The sequence below is a fragment of the Chelatococcus sp. HY11 genome, from assembly GCF_018398335.1.
In the GTDB taxonomy this organism is placed as follows: domain Bacteria; phylum Pseudomonadota; class Alphaproteobacteria; order Rhizobiales; family Beijerinckiaceae; genus Chelatococcus.
In genome coordinates, this window is the sequence record NZ_JAHBRX010000001.1 from 1445401 (window position 1) to 1465801 (window position 20401).

The following is a 20401-nucleotide window of genomic DNA, read 5'->3' on the forward strand; positions in this document are numbered from 1 at the left end:
TCTCCGGTCTCACAGTCGCGCATGAACCGTGACCCGCTATAATGTCGTGGCATTTGCATCGTGGCTGTAGAGGGAAGCAATGGTAAATCTGCCGATCACCGATAGGCTCCAGATCAATGCAATTCTGGATAGGATGCTCGGTGAAGCAGATGTGTTTGCTTTAGAGGATGGGCGGCAGTTGGCGCGCCTCGTTCCATTCACAAGCCGGTCCTCGATTATCTTGAACGCCACCACCACCGAAACGGGCTCGGGCATCACGGGTCACGCGCCAGGGATCGGCAACGTGACCGACGATCGAAAAGAGGAAAAAACTGTGACATGGGGAGACCGCCGTCTTAGGGTCGGTGGTTACAAGCTCACGCACAAGGCGGGGGAGATCCTGATCGGGCGCATGTGGGATCACACGGAAGAGGATCCCCGCGAAGCTCTATTTCGTTACAACCCCTTATCCGGGGAGCCGATTGCTCTGGACATCTCATACCAAGCGAGCATTGGGCTAGGCCCATTGAAAGTTGGCTTTACGCGCTTCACGCTCTGGAAGAAGCCCTCGGCCGATTGATCCACCGATCGCGGCGGCGATCGTTGATCGCCAACCGGCTGCGCGAGAAGCCGGAGCGGTCGAATAGGCAGGTCGCAGCGGAGCTGGGCGTGAGCCATACAACCGTGGCGGTGACCAGGGCCTCGCTAGAGGAGATTGGCCAGATTGGCCAATCGATCCGTGTCGAGCGCAAGGGCGGGGGCACATACCCCGCTCGCAAGCCCAAGCCTCCGGCTCCCCCGACCAACATCACCGCATTCCCGGAGCGCAGCGCGGCCGAGCGCCCGATAAAGGGCGCTGCGCCGCAGGACGCTGTCGTCACGGATATCGTGCCGATGCTGCCGCCAGCGGCGGCGAGCCCCGCACGACGTCGCGGCGCAAACGAAGCCTGCTCTCGCCTTACTGTTGCGGATTTTTGCATGGTCTGTAATTTGATGACGCGCGAGCAGGCATTACGCCTCAATCACAGCGCACTTTATCATGACACAGAAAATCGGCTTCGATGCACTCATGCAGCAAATCTGTGGCGCGTGGGGCCACTGCGGGAGCTTGCAGGCGGGAGAATATGTGCACGTGACGGATTTCATTCCCGCCTGGGGTACAGTGACCGCGACCCAGTTTGCTGAATGGGTTCTCTTAGCTGAAGGCGAGGCCGACGCCCCGGTATCCTACAGAGAGAGATGGCTGCCACGCTTGAGAGCCTCGTTCGTTGAGCACATGGGAGCAGATTGCGTGGATGCGCGGCGATTGCGGTGGCACTCGGACGAGTGAAACCGCCTTCCCCTCCTAATATGTCTCGCGCGCTGGGTGCGAACCAGGAACACAAAAAAGGCCCGGCCGCCGTAGCGGACCGGGCTATTGCTGAGTGCGGGCCGCGCCTTGAGCCGCGCCTCCGATTATCGTGGAATGCGCTGGTAGCGTCGATCGGATGGATGGGGCGGATCCACCGCCAGGATCGAGATCCGGGGCAGCGTCACCCTGACATGCCACCTCAGATCACTCGATGTGCCCAGATTGAGCAGGCGATGGGTCGAGGTGACGGTGATCTCACAGACGGCATGAACGTGGAGCGAGATCGGGGTGGAGAGCGATGTCGCGGGCATCTCACAGCCTCCTGGGGGCGGGCGCCTAATTCCCCTGCGCCAGGATCTTCCTGTCTTCGGCGATGAGTTCGCGCTCGTAGGACGGGCAATACGACATCCGCATATCAGCAACCGACGGCGCGTTGTGCTTCATGCGCCGCTCTTGCCATTCCTCGTCGGTCAGGCCGATCTCCCGGGCGTTCTTGGCGGCGATCTCGGCGTACCGCTTCCTGTCCGCGTCGCTGAGGCGTGAATACACGACCGGCACCGACGCGGCCTTGGACCGCACTGCGGGGGCCGGCGCCGCCGGAGGCTCGGCCGACCCGAAGGCAGCCGGGCTCGATCCCGCCCGCCTCATCGCCGTCGCTGCCCCGCGATAGATGGTCGCGAGATCCGCCGCGAGGCTGGTCCGGAATTGCTTGCGCCGCGCCGGCCATTGCCCGGCCGGGATGCCGGTGGCCTCGGCCGCCTGGCAGGCCGCCGCGGCAAGCTGGGAGCGGGCCTGCGCCGCGAGCTTGATCGGGAAGCCCGCGCTGCCGAACACGACGTTCGGCCCGGCCAACGCCGCGAAGTCGCGACCAAGGCTATCGATCAAATCCAGAAGCTCCGCGCCGAAGCCGCCGTCGGCGGCCATCTCGGCAACCAGTGTCAGCCTTGTCCCGATCTCCGAGGCGTCGGCGGCGGGTCGCGCCGACAGCACCGACAGCACATCGTCACGCTCGGCGATGAGAAAGCGGATATAGCGCAGAACGAGATCATCGTCGGCGCTGCCGTGGATCTCGTCATGGGCGATGCGCCGCTCCAGCTCATGCCAGACCGCGACGAGATCGGCGATCGAGCAGGCGTCACGGTCACGGGGCGACGGGCGGGCGGTTTGGCTATTGTCCTGGGTCATCATCATGTCCTCGCTCGTAAAGGCAAGCCGCGGGCGTTTGCCGACGATGGGGGTCGCGGCATTGCGGAGGCTTTAGGTCAATGGAAAAGATTGACGGCGACACGTTGCCATGAGTGCTCGATACGTCAACTGAAAAATATGACGTTGCTCGTTTATCGCGATCACGCTAACGCTTGGATATGATCACACCCGACCAATGCCGCGCCGGCAGGGCGCTTCTAGACTGGACCCAGCCCCAGCTCGCTGAGAAGGCGAATATCGGCGTCTCGACGCTGCGCGACTTCGAGATCAGCAAGCGCGTTCCGGTCAAAAACAACCTTCTTGCGATCCGGGCCGCCCTTGAGGCGGCCGGGATCGTCTTCCTGGAAGACGGCCAGCCCGCAATCGGCAGCGGCGTCAGTCGGCGCCATCCTGCTGATGAGGGGATTAAGCCTGAACAGTTGACGAGCGCAAACGATGGATGAGGACCTCCAGGCGCATTGGGATGAGCTTGAAGTGCTGCTCGCTTGTGCCTTGGATGGTTGCAATGCGGAACGGTGTGAACTCGAAGTCAATCATGCACGCGAGTTTCTCGCGCATCGGGAATATGGCCTAGCCGCTGAAACGCTGAGAGATCTGTCAGCCAGCGGCGATGTCGCGCTATCGTCAGAAGCAGCTCAAGCCCTGAAGCGCGCTTTGCTCTTGATGGACATGGAGCGAGAATAGCGGTCAGGCGGCGCCTCGCGCCGTCTGCTCGGCCTCGCGATCAACGAAGCTTTCCAGCGCCCTGACAATCAGGCGATCGATGGTGAGATCGCGCCGGTCGGCGATCACCACGACGTCGTCATAGAGATCGCGCGGCAGCCGCAGCGGGACATGCCGATCATTTTCGGATCCGGCGCAGGACAGCCCGGCAGCGCGCAGGGTGCGGCGCACATGCCAAATCGAGAGGGCGCGCTGCTCTGCGATTTCGGTTCCGCTGAGACCCTGCCCGGCGTCATGGGCGATATGGGCCATCTGCCTCATGGTCGCGATACGATGCTCCGCCGCGACCCGGCTGGTTCCCAGTGCGGGCTTTTTTCCGGTCATGGCGCGTTCCCCTCGTCGAGGACGTTATCGATCAAGACCGGCTCAGTAACGCAGGCGCACAGCACAGATGCGGCCAGCGCCTGGGGCGTCATATCGCGGCGATCGGCCTGGGCCGCGAGCTTTTCGGCGTCGCGCCGGGGCAGCGTCAGCGGAAAGACCCGATGGCAGCTGGTGCCGGGCATCTCAATGCCGGCCTTGCGCAGCATCTTACACACCGCCGTGCCCGTCGTCCCGCCGAGGATCTGCGCAATCTCCGTTCCGCTCTTGCCGCTGCCGGCAAGGAAGGCAGCCCGGAGCTTCTCAGGGCCGAAATAGACGCGGCGTGGTACGGGCCGTTTGCGCTTACGCTTGGGCTTCGGCTGCGCGGCCATTAGAGCGCCGACCTGCCGCGATTGGCGCGATCGGCGCGGGCCTGAGCCAGTCGCACCAGAGGCGAGGTCGAGCCGGTCTGGGACGGGGCCTGAGCATGGGCACCGCCATCGGTCTGTGCGGAGGAGCGGGCCCGGGCCTCCTCGGCGCGCTGGCGAGCGATCTGGACGATGGGCGAGACTTTTGGCGCAGGTGTAGGTGCGGTCATCGGGGAGGCTCCTGGTGCTGCGATTGCTGTGGTAGCTGGGGTGATGAGGCTGGCGATCGCCTGGCTAGATCTGGCGCCGCGTGAGGTCATGCTGTCGAGGACGCCATTGATATCGCCGAGTTCGTCGGCAAGGCCGGCCTTGATCGCCTCCCGGCCCAGAAAGATTTCGGCCTCCGTTGAGCGGACGGCGGCGGCCGAGAGGCCCTTACGGCCGGCAGCGACGCACTGCACAAACATGGAATAGAAGGCGTCAATGTCTTTCTGGAACCTCGCCCGAACCGCTTCAGGCAATGGCTCGTACGGGTTGCCGTCAGCTTTGTGACCGCCGGCGAAAATGAGGGTGGGCTTGACACCTTCGGCCGCGAGATATTCCGAGATATCGAGATGGAGCATCACGACGCCGATCGAGCCACTCAGGCCGCTCGGAATACTGATGATCCGGGAAGCCCCCGACGCGATGGCGTAGGCGGCCGATGCCGCCATGCCATTTACCATCGCGATGACCGGCTTTTCCTCGCGCACCTTGCGGACAAGCATGGAAATCTCGAAAGCCCCGACAGCTTCACCACCCGGGCTTTCCAGATCGAGCAAGATCGCATTGATCTGCGGATCGGCCGCTGCCGAGCGCAGCGAATGCGCCAGCCCCTCATAGCTGACGAGGCCAGAGCTTGCCCCGACCCAGGCACCGCGGTTCACCAACTCACCGATGACCGAGATGATGGCTGTGCCGTTCTCGGTGACCCGGTACGGCGTCGGCCGACCATCCGGCCCGGTCCGGTACTCGCCGATGAAGCGGCTCGCGCGGGGCGATGCGAACTCATAGGACCCGTCCGGTTTCTGCTGGCCCGCCCATGCCTGCGTCGTCGTGCCCGCATCATGGTCACCGCCGGCGCCGCTTCGCGCGTCGAAGCGCGACAACAGGAATGACGAGATCGTCCGCGCAGATGTCTCGGTCAGCAAGAGAGGGCGATTGAAAAACTGCGACGCGATGCGATGGGGCAAGATCATCGGTTGCCTCGTTTGCGTTCAGCTTCAGCCGCGCGCTCGCGGGCGATGTCCAAGAGGGGAGATCCACCGGCGACGGCTGGGCCGGCAGACAGCTTCGGCGGCGGGGCGGCGGACACGATGGCGGTGGCGTCGTCTCGCGCCGCGGCTGCGGCTAGCACTGCGGCGCCGAGCGTGCCGGGGTCGACCGCTAGCTCCAGCGCCCGCTTGGTGTCAACCACGATGCCCTGGCGCCTAGCGATGGCCGCAATTTCTACGATCTCGGTCGCGCGCTGCCGCTCAATGAGCGCATTGGCCGCTGCCGCCGTCCTCGGCACGGCCGCGAGGTCAATCTCGCCGAAGCCGATGGCCTGCTCGATCGCAGCCGCTTCTTCGCTTTCGTCGTCGTTGTTGTCGACCATCGATGTGTCTCTTCTCCTTGGGGCGCTAGGGTTCAGCGGCGACCAATTTGTATGTCTGCGTGGAGCCCTTCCATCGTCCGACGATAGTTTGCTTGGCTAAACCGGACAGCCTCGCTGGACAGGCTGTTCACGCGCCCGATCTCGGCCGCCAGCGCGCGTACCTTGGCTGTAGCCGCATCAATAGACGACGTGTCGACGACAGGCGTCGCGCGGATGCTAAGGGATGATTGCATCTCGGTACCGGTCTGCTCGGCTTTCGCCTTCGCCGCATCCATCGACGTCTCGTCGACCTTCGGCTGGACCGTCACCGTGACTTCGGCCGGGGTCGCGGCGCGGACCGCCTCGGCCGCGGCCTCGCTTTGCATGCCGACGCGCGGCGCCGGCGCCTCGCTATGGGGCCCATCCGACGTAGGTCGGCTGGGCCTTGGCCGGAAGATTGGTTCGATGGTCGATCGTGGTGGAGCAGAACTTGTCCTGGGCGAAGCGGATGGACCCGGGGTCGCCAAGGCCGGCTCGGGCTCGCCGCCAAGCCACGACGGCCAGGTCGGCCATTTGATGATGCTGCTGAGATCGATATTGCCGATCGCCTCGGCGAGCCGGCCGGGAATGCCCCTGACCCAGGAAATCAGCTCCGCAAACTTCGACGTCATGCCGTCAATCAGTCCGGTGATTGCCTCGGATCCGGCGGCCGTCATTTGTCCGGGAAGGTCTGCCAGCGCGGCGACGATCTGTCCGGGAAGCTCACCGAAGCGCTTGGCGGCGGCGGTCAGGTCGATGCTCGTCATCCACGTCGCGAAGTCGGCAGCCTTCGATTTCAAGCCGTCGATCATGCTGGATACGGCGTTGACGCCCGCGTCGTAGAGCATGCTCGGCAGGTTGGCGACGGCCTCCCGGATGCCCGCCGACGTGTTGTCCCACCAACGTTCAAAATCGGACCATCCGGCCTTGGCACCATCGACGATCTTGCTGGTGAGATCCAAATCCCACTGTCGGAAGGCCTCGAGCTTGTCCCCGATCGTCGTGAACAACCCGACCACATCGCGGATGGCGTTGGCGACTGAGACAAAAGCCCCCGCGACGGTGCGGCCCGCGCTGGCGCCGGCGGCGGCAAAGGCGGCCGGATCGCCCTCCGTCGTCAGCCCGCGCATGGCCGTGATCACGTCGCCGATGCTCCTGACAACCAGCCCGAACATGTCGTCCTTACGAAGCGGCTCGATGCCTTTGGTGAATTCGTCGCTGAAAGCGGCAAAGGCCTTTTTCAGGTTGTCGACATTGTTCATCGCCCATTTGGCCGCGAGGCCAACGCCAACGATCACGGCGCCGATGCCGGTTCCGATCAGTAGCCCTCGGATCGCCATTTTGAGGCCGGCCAGCGCAATCGTCACCAGCCGGATCGGGTTGAGCAGCCCCAGCAGCGATCGACCGATCATGCCGATCGTTGCGCCCCGACCTGCGAGCCCGCCCGCGACCGTCACTGCGATCAAGGCACTTCGGAGACCCGCGAGCGCCGCCGTCGCGGCGCGGATGGCCGGGCCGATCAATAGCGCCTTGGCAACGGTGCCAATCCCGGCCGCAGCGACCAGCGCACCTTTCGCGATCCGGAGCAATCCGCCCAAAGCAAAAAGCCCGGCCCATCTCGCGGCGATGGCCGCCACCCGGAATGCGACAAGGCCGGACGTCGCAAGCGTCAGGTTCTTGATCAGTGCAGGATTGGCATCCGCGAAGTCGGCGAACCGCTTCACAAGGGGCCCGAGCTTGTCGAGCAGCCCGTTCATCGCCGGTAGGAGCGCGGTGCCAATCGTTATGGCGAGGTTTTCCATGCGCGCCTGAAACAGTGCCGTCTGCGCCGCGCTCGTCTTGATCCGGCGCTGATAGTCCTCCTCGACGACGCCGTTTGCCTTCAGAGCTTCCTCGCGGATCTTGCGGTACTCTTCCAGGTTCTGCATCAGAGCCAGCAAGCCAAGCTGCACCTGCTGATCCTGGAATAGATCGGAGACCTTGGCGCCCTTCTTCATCGCCTTCTGCGTCGCCTCGACGAGCGCCTCAAGTGGCGATTTGCCCGTCTTGGCGGCGTTGGCAAGTTCGCGTTGCATGTTCACGCCGAACTTAGAGAACGCCTTTCTGGTAGCCGGGCTCTCGATCTTCTGCATGACATTGCGCAGGTTTGTAGCCGCCTCGGCGCTATCGCCTGCGCCCTTTCGCACGACCTGCAGAGCCGCAGCCAAGTCGGCAACGCCCTTCACGCCGACGATGCCAAGGTTTTGCGCCTGCGAGGCGAGCGCCGGCAGGTACTGCGCCATGTCCCCTAGTTCGAAGGCGCCCATCTTGCCCGATTGAGCCATAGCGTCGAGCGCTCGGGAAAACTCGCTGGCCGGGACTTTGAGATTATCGAGGGCGGCGTATCCTGCCTTTGCCAAGTCCTCGATCTGGGCCTGATAGGCCACCGCCGTCTTCGAGATGTCTGGCATGATGGCCAGGGCGCGATCATTATCGAGGCCCATGCCAAGTAGAAAATCGACGCCCCTCGCGAAGCTTGAGGCCGATGTATTGAATTGGCCGGCCATCGCGCGGATCTGGTCACCCAACGCCTTCATGGCGTCATCGCTAAGCTCGGCCTTTTGCGCAATGTCGAGCAGCGCGGTTTCGAAGTTCTGCGCCGCAGCGAGCGGCGCCTGAAGAGCCCGGTAGAGAGCGAAGCCGACGGCAGTCGCATCGACCATCCTGCCCCGCATCGCATCGAGTTGGCGAGAATTCCTCGCGATCGCGGCGTCGAGACCGGCCGTCAGTCCTTGCATTGATTTGCCGTTGAAGCCGCCGACCGCGCCGGCGATCCCGCGGAGACTATCCGAGACCTGCCGCGCGGGGGCCGAAACACGATCGACGAGGCTGACGATCAATTCGCTGATACGTGTCGCCATCACCGCGCCTCCGCGATGCGCCGGGCTTCATCGTGCCACGCAAGGGCCGCTGACCAGCGCTCACGACGAAGATCGGCAAGGCTGAGCCCTAGAATGTGCATCAGGTCCGCCGCTACGGTTCGCCAGAGACGCCAGTCGCCGGCGTGTTGACGAAAGGGCTCAGGGCCTCTGAGATCGCGACCAGGTCGCCAGAGCGAAGCTTGCGCAGGGCGCCCTCGGGCCACCCGGTTTCAACCGCGAGCATCGCGATCGTGGCGGAAAGCTCAGCTTTGCCCTCTGCTTTCGCGGCCTCGAAGGCCTCGATGCCTCCGACTGTCGGCTCGTCAATCTCGATGCTGTCGAAGCGCCGGCCCTCAAAATCGAAGGGCCGCTTAAGAGAAACGATGGTCATCGCGTTCTAATCCTATGGGCTTGAATGTCGGCCGATACAGCGCGTTGCTGCCGGCGGTGGTCTTCCGCGATCCGAGCTAGCAACGACTGCCGGCGTGCACGCTCGGATAGATGCCGTTGCACGGCATCCGCCACGGTAGCGCGGCGGCGCTTGGCCTCGGCGATATGTCGCCGGATCAATTCGGCCTGAGTTTCAGTAAGCATTCGGAATATCCCTGTTGTTGCGGGGCCGGATCCCCTCGGATCCGGCCCCAGGACGAACTGGGCGACATGGCGGAGCCGCAGCTCGTCAATGGAGGGTCGCCCCGAGGTGAGCGGCCACGCGCTCCAGTGAACGCTTCAAATACTGGCTGATGCTCTCGTTCGGCTCCCGGGGGAGGTCTAACCCAATCCGCCGCAGGAGATCGGCAACCTCTTCGGTGGTCGGATCGTTCGGGCCCGTAATGCAATCCGCGGCTTCGCTCATTCGGCGGCCTCAGCGAACCGCTGATCGGCATCGGTCGTATCCGAGACCGGTTCGAAGTGGACGAGTACCCGCCCAGAGCGTTCGTTCTTGAGAGGAACGGCCGCACGGCGCTCAGCTTCGAGCTCTGCTAGACGACGCAGGACATCTGCCGGCTCGACGTAGCCGCGGCCCTCGAACAACCAAGCGTCCGGCAATCCAGGGCGAAGGCCAGGCACACGGATGGCTTCCGCAAGGGGCGTCGGAACGATCGGCAAGACGCTGTCTATGGTCTCGACGCGCCGCAGGTGGCGCCTCACGCACCTTCGGCGTGTCCCCGGATACGGTGGACGGCCGCGCCACTGAGCCTCGGCCTGCCCAACCACCGTCGTCGGGTCGATCCACCACCCGGCGTCAGGATTAGTTGAGTCCGCCTCGATCGCACTGGCGATATGCTCGGGCAGCGGATCGACGGCGTCCTCGAAAGTCCATGCAATCAGCCGGCTCTCTGTCTGAATTTTTGGAAGGCCAGCGGTCCACCGTGACCGCTGCTCGACTGTGTCAATTGGATCGGCGCCATCAGGCAAGTTCAAGTTAGCAGCCACAACCTCGGCATCAGCCTCCGCGATGTCACGAACCAGTCCGACAGCGAGCTTGCCCAGTTCAGCAAGCCGCGCGGGAACGTCCGCGGCCACCTTCGCAGCATGAGCTTCGGCAGCGTCGTAGAGTCGCCGCCGCTTGATATCTGCCTCAGCCTGCTGCGCAGATCCATGCTGCTCCTGCAGCTTCGAAATAACGAGGTCCAGCCGCGCGATCTCGCGCTCGGCGTCGGCAAGCTCCTGCCCGTTTTTCGCCCAACGATCGTCGTCGAGTACAACCTCAGCGTCGCTTTTGCGGAGCCGGTCAAGTCGCTGACGCGCGGCATCTCGTTCCGCTGCCGCCCGCGACAAAAGTTTGGCCAGATCTGATGCGGAGCTCGGCTTCTTGCCCATCATCGTCCGCCTGATCGTGTCCAGTAGATGTGTCATTTCGCCCTTCACAAAAAGAGGGCGGGCCGCCGCGTGCCTCTACGGCGGCCCGCCGCATCCGCCTGACTGGCGAGGTCGGGCCGACGAAACAAAAACATTCGGGGAGATTTCGCCGAGCGACATGATAACACATGGCCTTGGATACACAATAATTCTCAAAGACTTACCGATATTATGTACGTGATTGTCTGCGATTGCCCGACGATGTACGCAGACGTTTGGCATTTCATCGATCGAATACAGTTGCTCTTATTCGACGGTCATGGCCAGACACTAGTGTCAAAACCGGAGACATGCCCATGGCATCCCGCAAGCCCCACCCGTCCGACATCTGGTCGGAGAACGTTATCGCCGAGGCCGTCGAGTTCACGGCCTTCTGCCAGGGTGGCGGGCGCATCACGCAGCGCTTCGACAATCGCACCGACGCCGAAGCGGCGGCGCAGCGCCTAGCCGATCAGTACCGCCGGACCGCCCTAGTCTATGGGATCAGTGCCGAAGGCCGCTCAGCGCTCGCGGCCACCATTCACCCCTCGAAGGAGACACCCATGGTCACCATCAAAACCAATTTGGCCCCCATTCAGATCGCACGGCTGACCGCCATCATTGACGGCGGAAAAGTGCAGCGAAGCTTGACGAAGGAGGCCGCGGTTAATCGCTTCCTGAAGACGGCTGCGGACCACAATGTTGCCAATGCCGTCGACGTCCTGGCCATGGGCATCGATGCCGCTAAGTCCGCCCTTGGCTTCGATCACAATCAGCATGTCGATCCCGCCGGCGAGGCGCGGAAGCCAAAGCCGGTCAAGGCTAAGACCGCCGAGGCATCATCGGAAATTCCGAAGATGACCGGTCCGGTAAGCGCCGACGGCGCAGTTGCCGTGGCAAAACCGAAGGCTACGTCGACGGGCAAGCGCGCCGCGGCCATTGAGGCCGCCCAGCGCGGCGAGATCCCGCAGGCGCCGGATTTCTCGGCAGCGACGCATAAGCCCCACCGCGCCAAGCTGGCGAAGATCATAGAGATGGTCGAGGCCGGCGACGTCGATGGCCTTAGAGCGATGGAGATCAAGCCGACGTCGAGCAGCCCGAAGGCCATGCTGAAATTTCGCGACCTCGCAGTGATAGCGCTTGAGGCCAAAGCGAACGCTGCCTAGCCGGCAGCCGCCGTCTTCAGGGCCGGCGGTCGGATCCGCCGCCGGCCGATCCGCGCGGTGTCCATAGCCACCGGCCGTCCGGTTTTGTGGTGGATGAATGTTCGATGGCTATACTCAAAATCGTTTTGTGTATGGGACCGGCGAAGTGAGCTGACGAATGGTTGCGACACACCGCACCTACGCGCCACCTCGCCATCGCTCCACCCCGACCATACGCTATCCTCAAGCAGGCGCATCACGGCCCGGCGCTTATCCTCGTTGGAACGCCTAAGCCCATGAAGCGAATTGGCGCCGTAGAGCCTCGTGCTCGTGATATCGACATCGCGGAGCGGCTCGGGTTTGAGCGTCCACGCGCCATCCGCGAGTTGATCGCAAGGCATATGGAGGCGCTGCTGACCTTCGGAGGAATTTCGCCGTACCGTACGGCGAAAATCGGAAGGGGCCGTCCGGAGGAGGGATACTGTCTAAATGAAGAGCAGGCCCTCTACATCGCATCGGTATCCCAAGCGCCCAAGGCCAGCGAAGTTCGCATCATGCTGATCAGCCTTCGGAAAGATCCACCTCGGATCCCATAGTGCAGACGGTCGATGGCGTCGCGATGGCGGATAGCCGCCATGTCGCCGTGTTTTTCGGTAAACGGCACGACGATGGCCTGCGGGCGATCCGCAATTTGATTGCCCAGGAGCCGAATTTGGGTATCCGCGATTTTGCGGATACCCCCTGCGTCAATAATCAGAACGGAAAAACCTACCCCACGTTCCTAATGACCCGCGACGGCTTTACTCTCCTGGCTATGGGCTTCACTGGCGAGAAGGCTGCGCGATCTATAGCACGCCCTCGCAGCCCCTGACCTGCCCCGCTCCTGAAGCTCACAGGGCCGCAGCGCGGCCCGGTCTGGGAGCTGGCCGCAGCCGGCGGGGGAAGGGAAACGCGAAAACGAAAAATCGAAACATAGCCGAAAATGGCGCTGCCGCCGCCGCGCGGTAGGGGGGAACGCCTCCGGTGGAACCAAGCCCCCGGGGGGTAGCCGCCCGCCCTTGCGCTAGATGGGGCGCAGGATGGCCAGCGCGGCCCGCTGGCGGGCATCGCTGCCTCGCCGAGTCCCGTTGCGCCTACGACGCCCATGGCCGCCCTCGGGCTACCTCCGGCCATATTCGACCAATGGGGAATGTGGCATGGGCGATGATAATGGTGCCCATCGACTCTGCGCCCGGACCGCCGCGTGGCCGGGGCGGCTATAATCGAGGTCGATGGCTGCGCCTAGTCGACAACGCGGATCTGGACCTGCGTCCCATCTGGAAGATCCCGTATCTGGCGCCACATGTCTGCGGTCGCGCTCAACCATTCGCGTCGCGTGCAGAGCCAGATGTTTTCGACCTCGTACCGCCCACCGAATACCGGCATCGTCGTGAACGCAAGACATTGTTCGGGGCTTGGATGTAATCCCGCTGTCCGACATCGGTCGACCAATGGCCGCAAGAGCCAGCCCTCTGGGTCAGTCACCAGCGCTTTCCAGAACTCACCCTCCGAAGCCGCGATACGCGTGATGTTCATCGCGGCAGGCTCCAACATGAGCACGGCGCCATGCTCATCAGCGATGAACGTATCTGCGAAAAGGTTTGCCCCGAGGATGCGCGCGCCGGGAGGCAGGAGTTCCGCCCACTCCGCAATTTCTTCGAGTGTCGGGGGGATGGGAGAGAGGTAATTCATGGCCCAAGCATGATCTAGATCCTTATGCTTGCCAAGGCCGGCGCGCCGTGCGCGCGGCCGGCCAGTAGAGTACAGATCATTAAGCGTGAGAAGCAGCGACAAGGACGCGATCGAGGAGAGCGCGAGCTGCGAGAAGGTTCTCTAAGCACCGACTCTTCGAGTCCGGGTCAACCATGCGCCAGAAAAGATTGGTATCTATCCCGCAAGTTGCGATGTACTCCAGACTGCCTAACTTGTTGTAGAGGAAGCGCGCGCGATCCTCGTCCTTGTCGATGTCGAGCAAACGACCTGTGATGGCCGCTTCATAGATTTCCCGCGCCTCATCCATGCCTTCGAGGTGACGATCGCTACGGGCGTTGAATTCCGCGAGTTCACGACTGTCAAGGGTCAGCTCTCCGCGGTTGTATGCGGCAAACCTTTCCTCCCGATCCTGCGCGGCCTTCGATTTGGCCGAACTCTTCCAAACCTTGTTTAAAGCGTCCTCCAATGTGCGCGACACGGACCACCAAGCATCAAACAGGTCATCGCTATGCGCGTCCAATTCCTCGCTATCCATGACTGTCGTCGGATAGATCTCGGCATAATACTGATCATAGGCATCGTCGGATGGTCTGATCCGGCGAGGGAAGGTCACCACGTTTGATGACTGGACCTGATTACTCGTCATGTTGGTTCCTTGTCCTTATAGCGGCCGGTCGCGCTCGCGCGCCGGCCTCTGACGCCGGATCGATCGATCTCGATCCGGGTTGACTGCATGCTGGTGAAATCGATGTATGTGGGCGGGCGCGCGCACGGCGCGCCGCCCCCTTAGCCGTCGTCGAATATCGAAACAGGATTGCCGGAGGCCTTTCGCTCTCTCCTCTCAGCCTCCATCCTCGCGGCCCTTGATGTGAAGCTTTCGGAGGGGCGCCTACCTTCTTTATTATTCTGGTCCCCCGTGACGGGGTATGGTTTTTGACCGTGACGGGGTAGTGGGGGATACCCCGTCACGGGGTATTGGGGCGCCTCTCCGATGATCGCCCAGGACAGAAATATCCGGCGTTCGAACGCACCATGCTTTCCCGTAGGGACGGTCACGCGGACGATGGCGCCGGCGCGCTCAAGCTCGAGAAGGCCGCCATTGACCTTGGACAGTGGGATGCCTGTTTCTTTTGCGAGGTGGGCGTCGCCGGCAAATGAGAAGCCGGAGGTGCCGGCGAGGTATTCCAACGCCCAGGCAAGCTTGATTGGGCGAGCCTCACGAGGAAACTTGGCCATCAGAGCAACGCGCCATCGTCTAATAAGATGCGCCCTTTCCCTTGGGCTTGCCCATCTGAGCGCCGTCTCCGGAACATAGTCGCGAGGGACGGCACAGCGAAATCGAGATGGGGGGCTATCGGGTGGGTCGTCGGCTTCCATTGGCGCTGCGTGCGTGGACACCTCCATCACCCTGACCGCCCGAGCAGCACGAATTTCCAGACCGCCGCCCTGATCGCACCATCAAGCTCACGCCGGGCTGCGTCGATCCGCTCCTCGGTGATGCCCTTTCTGCGCCAGGCCTTCACCTGAATATCAAGCTGGACTTGAACGTGCTTCCCTCCGGCTGCAGCCGATAAGCCGGCGACGATCTCGGCATGGCGCGTCACGAAATCGAGCCGGCGGGCTGGTGGGAAGATTACGAGCGTGGCGCTGGTCGTGGGTGCATTCAGAAGCGGCTTACGCCGGTTGGCCGTCATCCCGATCTCCTTCGATCAAACTCATAAGGTGAAGCCACGCGTCGGCGCCTGGCGCGCATCGGTGCCGTGCATCGGCACTGATAGCCGCGATGACAATCGCAGCCTCGGCATCGCTCACGCCTGGGAACTTTCGGCGGATGGCCTGCACTTGAGAGATAGAAGGAGGCCGGCCGAGCCGGTCCTCCTCCAGAGCGAGGGCAACCATGAGGGCATCGCCATCGGGGCTGATGCCTACCTTCATTGGCGCCCGCCGTCGTCCGATGTCGATCTGCGGATGTTCTCGCTGATCCAACTGTCGAGGTCAGCGACCCTATACACAACGCGGGAACTGAGTTTCACAAACCGCGGACCGGCGCCTGTGACGCGCATCTTTGTCAGGGTTGAGGTCGAAAGCCCCAAGTATTTTGAGGCACCCGACGTGTTCATTACGGGACTGTTGCTTTGGCCTTGTGACGGCATGTCGCGCGCATCCTTTGCATTTGGCGGCATGCGCATAGATTTAGCCAAGCTTAGGCCGAATAAAACCCTGTCGATAAATATTCGTTGGTAGGTTTATTTTTGCGCAGGTTTTTTGGGTGCCCCTCCAACCTCCCAAGACCTATGAAATTCCTTGTGTTTTTTGACACGAGCCCATGCCCTATTCCAATCGGCAGGATCAATCGTTCCAAATTTCTCTTGGGCAATTTCCAGTAGGTTTTTCTTCGTCCACCCTTCGGGCTTCGGCTTGCAAACGTGCTCTTGAATAAGAAAACCGACGACTGGCTTGACCAGTGGATGTGAGCTCTGCGGACGTCCCGGTTTACGCTTCGGCACGACGCCGGGCACGACGCCCGGCGCGAACATCACCGAGTACAAGACCGCCCCGCCGGGGCCGTCTGCCTCACTCTCGACATCAGACTCATCGTCGTAAAAGGAAATGTCCTCGTATAGGTCTTGGACGATCGGGCGCATTTTGAAGTGGCGCCATTGGTCGGGCAGTATGCGTTCGTAGGGCGCGAGCGGAGAGCCGATGCGCGCCATGACATGCAAAGTGCCGATGATAGCGGCATCTTTGATCCTTCCCTTGAAGAGCTCGGACAGATACCTGGCCAGAGCTTTTGCTTCCTCGAGATCATCTCGATGACGTTCTCGATCCGCGGGAGCAACGAACGCATCTTCGAACTTATCCGGGTAGCCGGAGCACAGGGGATTATCCCACCCGCCCTGGCTGTCGCGGCCCCACGCGCTCACGGTCCCGTCGCGGATATCTACGCTGAAGCGGATCTTGCCGATGAGGACGTGGACCGCGCTGGTGGTGGCGCTGATCGCTGACGGATGGACACGGAATTGCTGAAGCTGCGCGGAGATGTCGGCCAGGACTTCCTCCTCGCTCGACAGCGGTTCGGGCGAGAACCAAAACGGCGCGATGCGACAATTGCGCCAGCCAGCCTGAGGCGTCGACGCCGGCGCAGGCGTCGCCTTGGCCGTCGCGGCGTTCATGATCGCCCCCCGCGCAATTTCGTGACATTGCCGGCCGGCGGCCCGTCGCCCATTGCCGCGGCTATCGTCGAGCCGATTGTCTCCGACGCACGCTTAAGTGGGTCGGAGTCGAGATGTGCGTACCGACTTGTAGTTGCAGCCTGGGTATGGCCTAAAAGCTTCCCGATAATAGGGAGGCCGAGCCCCGCGCCGGCGCCATATGAGGCATGCGTGTGCCGAAGGTCATGGAGACGACAGTCTATCCCGGCGCGTTTGCTAATCGCCCTCCATGGTTTTTTCAAATCGGCCCGGGGCCTACCGGGGTCGACACCCGGGATGACGAAGGGTCCGAGCCGCTCCAGGCTGTTCAGAACCGCCAGCGCAGGCGCATTCAATATGATGGCCTTCCGCCCCGTTTTGCTCGTCGGGAGCAGAAGCAATCCACGCTGTAGGTCAACGTGCGCCCATTCGAGCGTTAGGATCTCGGACAGCCGGGCGCCGGTGAAGATAAGGAGGCGGATAGCAGCGATGGCGAAGGGATCGAGTTTCGTGCGCCGGTTTTCAGGCTTTGCCGCGTGCTTGGCACGTGGGCCTGCCTCGTTCACCTCATAGGGGATGCCATCGGTCTCGGCTTCGCGCAGGGCCGCGCCAAGGGCTGCTAACTCCTCGGTCGAGAGGAAGCGCTCCCGGCGATCTTCGGGGTATCGCTCGATGCCTTTGGCCGGGTTGAGCTCGCGCGGAACCCGGCGAAGCCTACCTGCCCACGAATATAACGAGCTGACTGCGGCCAGGACCCTATTTGCTTGATAGGGCGTCCTTTTCATTTTCAGATGAAGCCGGGCGATATCCGCCTCCGTAACGTCGATCGCCCGCCGGGTTCCAAGCTCTTTGATGACGTGCTTCGCAAGCAGGGCGCGATACTCCTCAGCGGTTCGAGCAGCGCGCTTCGCTGCCACATGATCCGTGAGGAAGTCGTCAGCCAATGCCTTGACAGTTACCGCGCGGCGTTCTTCTGCCTTCTCGCCTGCCGGATCGCGGCCGTGGGCGACAGCGCCCAAGATTTTTTTCGCAAGCCCCCTCGCCTCGTCAGGCGTCAGCCGACCAACGAGCCCGATCGTTGTCCGTTTGGCAGCGGCGCTTCGGCCGGAACCGTTCCTGTATTTCACCACGTAAGCTTTGGATCCTGCCGGCGTGACCCGAACGCCAAGGCCTTTGAGTTCGGCGTCCCATACGAAGTATTCTGCGCCGGTCGTTTCGAGCCCATCGACCAGACGCTTTGTGATCCGTTGCCCCGCCATCGCACTCCCCCTGTCCGTGGTTCCATGGGCCTCCCGTGGAACCACCACGAAAGAAATCCGTGGAACCGCGGGGAACAGAGGTAAGATAAAATCCACGTCAATTCAATGACTTATGAAAGGCAAGGCAATTGACGGCAATCGCTTGGAGGTCGGAAAATCAAACTTTTAATCAGTAGGTCCTGGGTTCGAGCCCCAGCGCGCTCACCACCTAAAATGCCGATATATCAATAACTTACGACTGAATCTTAATAACGTCAACAGCCGAGCCAAGCCCGGTTTTTTCTTCGGGGCACGTATGGAGCACACGGGCCCCGGACACTGGACGCGCCAGAATCAGCCATGGGCTCGCATGGCGCACAGCGCACCGCGGGGACGTGGGCTGCTTTGGCCGAGCCTTGACCGGTTTCTTCGGCGCGAGCTTCTTCTCGGACGCGATGGTGCGGTCCGGCGCGCCGGTCACCAGGATGCTAGGCGGGTTCGATGTGGGTACACCCAGCGGACAACCCGAGCACTTGAGGGCCTAAAATCGGCGTTAGGTATGGGGAAAGATGAACATCATGACTGTCTCCGCGAACTGCGCGGTATCGTCCGGGCCGTTGAAGAGACAGGCGGCGGCCTCCCGATGCTGCGGCTTGACTGCTCTGGTCTCAAGTGACCTTAAGGCCAACCGCGTCTGATCGCAGCGCATTGAGGAACAATTCGTCGATGCCTAAATCCAAACCGTTATTGACAAAAATCAAGTACAATAGCAGTGCATGCGAAAAGCACGCTCTAGATCTGTAGAAAATTCGAAATGGAAATTTTTGAAAACTCTGAACAGGCCGTCGACAAACTCCGCGCAACGTTAGCTGGCAAGATACCTGAAAAAGCCATACAAGAATCACAATACTATTCCGATCATGACGAATATGCACTTTCCCTCGAATTGTTGTTATGGGGCGCGCATAATTGCGACTTCATCATGGACGACGAACAAAATAGTATCCTCAAATATTTACGAGACGTTATCGAGATAGAGAGCCATATAGATACTGAATTTCATTATTACTTTAAATTATTTATATGAATCTTCTTCGAGAAAGCCGATCCACCCACAGTGGCTCATCACGCAAACGCGTAAACTTCTTTTCCGCCGACGCCAGCAACTTATTTTGCCTCTAACTGGGTGGGCTCGCTTTCCCACTTTCAAGCCTGAGATGCAAGACATAGGTCTGGCTCGCAGGTCAATTGAGGCTAAGACTGTTCCAATTGAAGCGCAAAAAAGAACGAGTGCGGGTTCATTTCCAGCGCTCGCGATTGTACGGGAATTGCTCTAAGACTGGAAAAGACGGCTGTACTGGGTTTCATGCCACGCGCTTGCCATCGCCAGAGCCGGGGACAGGTTGCCGACGTCACGATCGTCGATCAGCCGCGCGCGGTCCGCGGCCTGCCCTATGGCTCCAACCGCTTCGACAAGAATGCGCTGGCCCGCCGTATGGCCGAGCGGAACGAGGCGGATCGCCGCCGTCACCTGCCCCTCCACATAGACCCACAGCAGCCCGCTCAGCGCCTGAAGCGGGGCAATGCGCCAATGATGGGCCGCGAGCGCGAAGGCGGCGGGATAGGTCAGTCCCTGCCCCTGGAGGTCGGTGGCGGCCGGAACGTCGAGATCGGCGAGAAGACGCAGGAGCGCTTCCCCCAATCGTCGATCCTCGCGCTGGAATTCAAGGCTCTCGCGCCCTGCCGCCAGCCAGGCATCCGCCGCCCGGAAACCCTCGGCATCGCCTGCCCCCAGAGCCGTGGCCATACGCCAGAACAGAGCACCATCCAGTTGCGCGACATTGGCCTGAAGTGTGCCAAGAATCCAGTCACGCGCCGTCGCCTCGTCGGATACCCACCCGGCCTGCACAGCGGCCTCAAGTCCACGGGAATAGGAGAACCCGCCGACGGGCAGCCCCTGGCTGACCAGCCGCAGCAAATGCAGGGGTATCGTTTGTTGCTCGGCAGGCAGGCGCGAAGCAGCTTCCATGAATCACGTCCCGGCCGGATCAGTTTGTTCCAAGGTCAGTTTGTTCCGAGGCTAGCCTGGTTGAGGATCAGCTTGCCTGCAAGTCGGCCTGCTTGCGCCGGTTTTCCGACAGCCCGCCGTATTCGACGATGAAGTCGATGATGCGCTCGAGGCCCTTGCCCCGCGAGAGATCGGTGAAACCGAAAGGCCGCTTGCCGCGCATCCGCGCCGCATCCGCCTGCATGATATCGAGATCCACATTCACATAAGGCGCGAGGTCGCTCTTGTTGATGATGAGGAAATCAGAGCGGGTAATCCCGGGCCCGCCTTTGCGGGGGATTTCCTCGCCCTGGCAAACTGAGATCACGTACAACGTCAGATCGGCGAGATCAGGCGAAAAGGTCGCCGCCAGATTGTCCCCGCCGGATTCGACGAAGATGACATCGAGATCGGGAATACGCCGATTGAGTTCGGCGATGGCCTGCAAATTGATCGAGGCGTCCTCACGGATCGCGGTATGCGGGCAGCCACCCGTTTCGACGCCAACGATACGATCCTCGGAAAGCGCCTGCCGGCGCACCAGGATCATCGCGTCCTCCTTGGTGTAGATGTCGTTGGTGACAACGGCGATGGAGAACTCTTCCCGCATCGCCTTGCACAATTTCTCCGTGAGCGTAGTCTTCCCCGAACCGACGGGTCCGCCGATGCCGACGCGGAGAGGGCCATTCTTTGATGCCATGG

26 protein-coding genes are annotated in these 20401 nt (G+C 62.0%); 8 read left to right on the forward strand and 18 right to left on the reverse strand.

The window, feature by feature from the left end; translation table 11 throughout:
• The first annotated feature begins 79 nt into the window (after positions 1–79).
• Positions 80–559, forward strand: a complete 480-nt coding sequence (locus tag KIO74_RS06770; protein ID WP_213331285.1) for a hypothetical protein — start codon at positions 80–82, stop codon at positions 557–559.
• A gap of 875 nt (positions 560–1434) precedes the next feature.
• Here KIO74_RS06770 and KIO74_RS06775 read toward each other — a convergent pair.
• Both KIO74_RS06775 and KIO74_RS06780 read right to left on the reverse strand, forming a co-directional pair.
• Positions 1435–1641, reverse strand: coding sequence for a hypothetical protein (locus KIO74_RS06775; protein WP_213331286.1), 207 nt, complete (start codon positions 1639–1641; stop codon positions 1435–1437).
• Between the two features lie 25 nt (positions 1642–1666).
• A complete protein-coding gene (locus KIO74_RS06780) occupies positions 1667–2521 on the reverse strand; it encodes a hypothetical protein (protein WP_213331287.1) in 855 nt (284 codons plus the stop codon).
• Positions 2522–2694: 173 nt separating this feature from the next.
• On the opposite strand from KIO74_RS06780, the gene KIO74_RS06785 reads away from it, so the two are divergent.
• Positions 2695–2979, forward strand: a complete 285-nt coding sequence (locus KIO74_RS06785; RefSeq protein ID WP_213331288.1) for a helix-turn-helix domain-containing protein — start codon at positions 2695–2697, stop codon at positions 2977–2979.
• The gene (locus tag KIO74_RS06790) at positions 2972–3220 is read left to right on the forward strand and encodes a hypothetical protein (protein ID WP_213331289.1); all 249 of its coding nucleotides are present in this window, start codon (positions 2972–2974) and stop codon (positions 3218–3220) included. The genes KIO74_RS06785 and KIO74_RS06790 overlap by 8 nt, the downstream gene beginning before the upstream one ends.
• A gap of 3 nt (positions 3221–3223) precedes the next feature.
• On the opposite strand, the gene KIO74_RS06795 is transcribed toward KIO74_RS06790, so the two are convergent.
• The 8 genes from KIO74_RS06795 to KIO74_RS06830 form a co-directional block, all read right to left on the reverse strand.
• Positions 3224–3583, reverse strand: a complete 360-nt coding sequence (locus KIO74_RS06795) for a hypothetical protein (protein WP_213331290.1) — start codon at positions 3581–3583, stop codon at positions 3224–3226.
• Complete coding sequence (locus KIO74_RS06800) at positions 3580–3954, reverse strand: hypothetical protein (RefSeq protein ID WP_213331291.1); 375 nt, start codon at positions 3952–3954, stop codon at positions 3580–3582. Before KIO74_RS06800 ends, KIO74_RS06795 begins: the two co-directional genes overlap by 4 nt.
• Positions 3954–5168, reverse strand: coding sequence for a S49 family peptidase (locus KIO74_RS06805; RefSeq protein ID WP_249730882.1), 1215 nt, complete (start codon positions 5166–5168; stop codon positions 3954–3956). The genes KIO74_RS06800 and KIO74_RS06805 overlap by 1 nt, the downstream gene beginning before the upstream one ends.
• Entirely contained in the window at positions 5165–5566 is a 402-nt protein-coding gene (locus KIO74_RS06810) for a hypothetical protein (protein WP_213331292.1), read from the reverse strand. The genes KIO74_RS06805 and KIO74_RS06810 overlap by 4 nt, the downstream gene beginning before the upstream one ends.
• Before the next feature lie 32 nt (positions 5567–5598).
• Positions 5599–8484 (reverse strand): phage tail tape measure protein, encoded by a 2886-nt coding sequence (locus KIO74_RS06815; protein WP_213331293.1) that lies wholly within the window; start codon positions 8482–8484, stop codon positions 5599–5601.
• Between the two features lie 112 nt (positions 8485–8596).
• Positions 8597–8875, reverse strand: coding sequence for a phage tail assembly protein (locus KIO74_RS06820; RefSeq protein WP_213331294.1), 279 nt, complete (start codon positions 8873–8875; stop codon positions 8597–8599).
• 288 nt (positions 8876–9163) lie between these two features.
• On the reverse strand, positions 9164–9340 hold the full coding sequence (locus KIO74_RS06825) for a hypothetical protein (protein WP_213331295.1): 177 nt from the start codon (positions 9338–9340) through the stop codon (positions 9164–9166).
• Complete coding sequence (locus KIO74_RS06830) at positions 9337–10344, reverse strand: hypothetical protein (RefSeq protein WP_213331296.1); 1008 nt, start codon at positions 10342–10344, stop codon at positions 9337–9339. The genes KIO74_RS06825 and KIO74_RS06830 overlap by 4 nt, the downstream gene beginning before the upstream one ends.
• A 299-nt stretch (positions 10345–10643) precedes the next feature.
• On the opposite strand from KIO74_RS06830, the gene KIO74_RS06835 reads away from it, so the two are divergent.
• The 3 genes from KIO74_RS06835 (at position 10644) to KIO74_RS06845 (ending at position 12342) form a co-directional block, all read left to right on the forward strand.
• Positions 10644–11492 (forward strand): hypothetical protein, encoded by an 849-nt coding sequence (locus KIO74_RS06835; protein ID WP_213331297.1) that lies wholly within the window; start codon positions 10644–10646, stop codon positions 11490–11492.
• A 275-nt stretch (positions 11493–11767) separates the two neighbouring features.
• On the forward strand, positions 11768–12067 hold the full coding sequence (locus KIO74_RS06840; protein ID WP_213331298.1) for a BRO-N domain-containing protein: 300 nt from the start codon (positions 11768–11770) through the stop codon (positions 12065–12067).
• Positions 12067–12342 (forward strand): Rha family transcriptional regulator, encoded by a 276-nt coding sequence (locus KIO74_RS06845; protein WP_213331299.1) that lies wholly within the window; start codon positions 12067–12069, stop codon positions 12340–12342. The genes KIO74_RS06840 and KIO74_RS06845 overlap by 1 nt, the downstream gene beginning before the upstream one ends.
• Before the next feature lie 410 nt (positions 12343–12752).
• Here the strand turns inward: KIO74_RS06845 and KIO74_RS06850 are convergent, their stop codons facing one another.
• The 4 genes from KIO74_RS06850 to KIO74_RS06865 form a co-directional block, all read right to left on the reverse strand.
• Positions 12753–13202 carry a T6SS immunity protein Tdi1 domain-containing protein gene (locus KIO74_RS06850; protein ID WP_213331300.1) on the reverse strand — a complete coding sequence of 150 codons (450 nt, stop codon included), beginning with the start codon at positions 13200–13202 and terminating at the stop codon, positions 12753–12755.
• Between the two features lie 79 nt (positions 13203–13281).
• Positions 13282–13869: a hypothetical protein gene (locus KIO74_RS06855; RefSeq protein WP_213331301.1), complete on the reverse strand. Its 588-nt coding sequence runs from the start codon at positions 13867–13869 to the stop codon at positions 13282–13284.
• Between the two features lie 140 nt (positions 13870–14009).
• Complete coding sequence (locus tag KIO74_RS06860; RefSeq protein WP_213331302.1) at positions 14010–14459, reverse strand: hypothetical protein; 450 nt, start codon at positions 14457–14459, stop codon at positions 14010–14012.
• A gap of 167 nt (positions 14460–14626) precedes the next feature.
• The gene (locus tag KIO74_RS06865) at positions 14627–14917 is read right to left on the reverse strand and encodes a DUF6074 family protein (protein WP_213331303.1); all 291 of its coding nucleotides are present in this window, start codon (positions 14915–14917) and stop codon (positions 14627–14629) included.
• On the opposite strand from KIO74_RS06865, the gene KIO74_RS06870 reads away from it, so the two are divergent.
• Positions 14907–15467: a hypothetical protein gene (locus KIO74_RS06870; RefSeq protein WP_213331304.1), complete on the forward strand. Its 561-nt coding sequence runs from the start codon at positions 14907–14909 to the stop codon at positions 15465–15467. The two genes, KIO74_RS06865 and KIO74_RS06870, sit on opposite strands and share 11 nt — an antisense overlap.
• Before the next feature lie 2 nt (positions 15468–15469).
• On the opposite strand, the gene KIO74_RS06875 is transcribed toward KIO74_RS06870, so the two are convergent.
• Both KIO74_RS06875 and KIO74_RS06880 read right to left on the reverse strand, forming a co-directional pair.
• Positions 15470–16396, reverse strand: coding sequence for a hypothetical protein (locus tag KIO74_RS06875; protein WP_213331305.1), 927 nt, complete (start codon positions 16394–16396; stop codon positions 15470–15472).
• Positions 16393–17673 (reverse strand): site-specific integrase, encoded by a 1281-nt coding sequence (locus KIO74_RS06880; protein ID WP_213331306.1) that lies wholly within the window; start codon positions 17671–17673, stop codon positions 16393–16395. The genes KIO74_RS06875 and KIO74_RS06880 overlap by 4 nt, the downstream gene beginning before the upstream one ends.
• A 793-nt stretch (positions 17674–18466) precedes the next feature.
• Between KIO74_RS06880 and KIO74_RS06885 the strand changes: the two genes are divergently transcribed.
• Entirely contained in the window at positions 18467–18739 is a 273-nt protein-coding gene (locus KIO74_RS06885) for a hypothetical protein (protein WP_213331307.1), read from the forward strand.
• 246 nt (positions 18740–18985) lie between these two features.
• Here the strand turns inward: KIO74_RS06885 and KIO74_RS06890 are convergent, their stop codons facing one another.
• Positions 18986–19681: an urease accessory protein UreF gene (locus tag KIO74_RS06890; RefSeq protein WP_213331308.1), complete on the reverse strand. Its 696-nt coding sequence runs from the start codon at positions 19679–19681 to the stop codon at positions 18986–18988.
• A 67-nt stretch (positions 19682–19748) separates the two neighbouring features.
• Positions 19749–20399: an urease accessory protein UreG gene (gene ureG, locus KIO74_RS06895; protein ID WP_213331309.1), complete on the reverse strand. Its 651-nt coding sequence runs from the start codon at positions 20397–20399 to the stop codon at positions 19749–19751.
• Positions 20400–20401 lie beyond the last annotated feature (2 nt).

Bases quoted from the DNA above. Each gene is read 5' to 3' on its own strand.
- KIO74_RS06875 (WP_213331305.1), bottom strand. From the start codon at position 16,396: ATGAACGCCGCGACGGCCAAGGCGACGCCTGCGCCGGCGTCGACGCCT.
- KIO74_RS06785 (WP_213331288.1), top strand. From the start codon at position 2,695: ATGATCACACCCGACCAATGCCGCGCCGGCAGGGCGCTTCTAGACTGG.
- KIO74_RS06835 (WP_213331297.1), top strand. From the start codon at position 10,644: ATGGCATCCCGCAAGCCCCACCCGTCCGACATCTGGTCGGAGAACGTT.
- KIO74_RS06850 (WP_213331300.1), bottom strand. From the start codon at position 13,202: ATGAATTACCTCTCTCCCATCCCCCCGACACTCGAAGAAATTGCGGAG.
- KIO74_RS06885 (WP_213331307.1), top strand. From the start codon at position 18,467: ATGGAAATTTTTGAAAACTCTGAACAGGCCGTCGACAAACTCCGCGCA.
- KIO74_RS06855 (WP_213331301.1), bottom strand. From the start codon at position 13,869: ATGACGAGTAATCAGGTCCAGTCATCAAACGTGGTGACCTTCCCTCGC.
- KIO74_RS06840 (WP_213331298.1), top strand. From the start codon at position 11,768: ATGAAGCGAATTGGCGCCGTAGAGCCTCGTGCTCGTGATATCGACATC.
- KIO74_RS06860 (WP_213331302.1), bottom strand. From the start codon at position 14,459: ATGGCCAAGTTTCCTCGTGAGGCTCGCCCAATCAAGCTTGCCTGGGCG.
- KIO74_RS06830 (WP_213331296.1), bottom strand. From the start codon at position 10,344: ATGACACATCTACTGGACACGATCAGGCGGACGATGATGGGCAAGAAG.
- KIO74_RS06865 (WP_213331303.1), bottom strand. From the start codon at position 14,917: ATGACGGCCAACCGGCGTAAGCCGCTTCTGAATGCACCCACGACCAGC.
- KIO74_RS06890 (WP_213331308.1), bottom strand. From the start codon at position 19,681: ATGGAAGCTGCTTCGCGCCTGCCTGCCGAGCAACAAACGATACCCCTG.
- KIO74_RS06780 (WP_213331287.1), bottom strand. From the start codon at position 2,521: ATGATGATGACCCAGGACAATAGCCAAACCGCCCGCCCGTCGCCCCGT.
- KIO74_RS06820 (WP_213331294.1), bottom strand. From the start codon at position 8,875: ATGACCATCGTTTCTCTTAAGCGGCCCTTCGATTTTGAGGGCCGGCGC.
- KIO74_RS06880 (WP_213331306.1), bottom strand. From the start codon at position 17,673: ATGGCGGGGCAACGGATCACAAAGCGTCTGGTCGATGGGCTCGAAACG.
- ureG (WP_213331309.1), bottom strand. From the start codon at position 20,399: ATGGCATCAAAGAATGGCCCTCTCCGCGTCGGCATCGGCGGACCCGTC.
- KIO74_RS06790 (WP_213331289.1), top strand. From the start codon at position 2,972: ATGGATGAGGACCTCCAGGCGCATTGGGATGAGCTTGAAGTGCTGCTC.
- KIO74_RS06805 (WP_249730882.1), bottom strand. From the start codon at position 5,168: ATGATCTTGCCCCATCGCATCGCGTCGCAGTTTTTCAATCGCCCTCTC.
- KIO74_RS06770 (WP_213331285.1), top strand. From the start codon at position 80: ATGGTAAATCTGCCGATCACCGATAGGCTCCAGATCAATGCAATTCTG.
- KIO74_RS06795 (WP_213331290.1), bottom strand. From the start codon at position 3,583: ATGACCGGAAAAAAGCCCGCACTGGGAACCAGCCGGGTCGCGGCGGAG.
- KIO74_RS06815 (WP_213331293.1), bottom strand. From the start codon at position 8,484: ATGGCGACACGTATCAGCGAATTGATCGTCAGCCTCGTCGATCGTGTT.
- KIO74_RS06810 (WP_213331292.1), bottom strand. From the start codon at position 5,566: ATGGTCGACAACAACGACGACGAAAGCGAAGAAGCGGCTGCGATCGAG.
- KIO74_RS06800 (WP_213331291.1), bottom strand. From the start codon at position 3,954: ATGGCCGCGCAGCCGAAGCCCAAGCGTAAGCGCAAACGGCCCGTACCA.
- KIO74_RS06775 (WP_213331286.1), bottom strand. From the start codon at position 1,641: ATGCCCGCGACATCGCTCTCCACCCCGATCTCGCTCCACGTTCATGCC.
- KIO74_RS06825 (WP_213331295.1), bottom strand. From the start codon at position 9,340: ATGAGCGAAGCCGCGGATTGCATTACGGGCCCGAACGATCCGACCACC.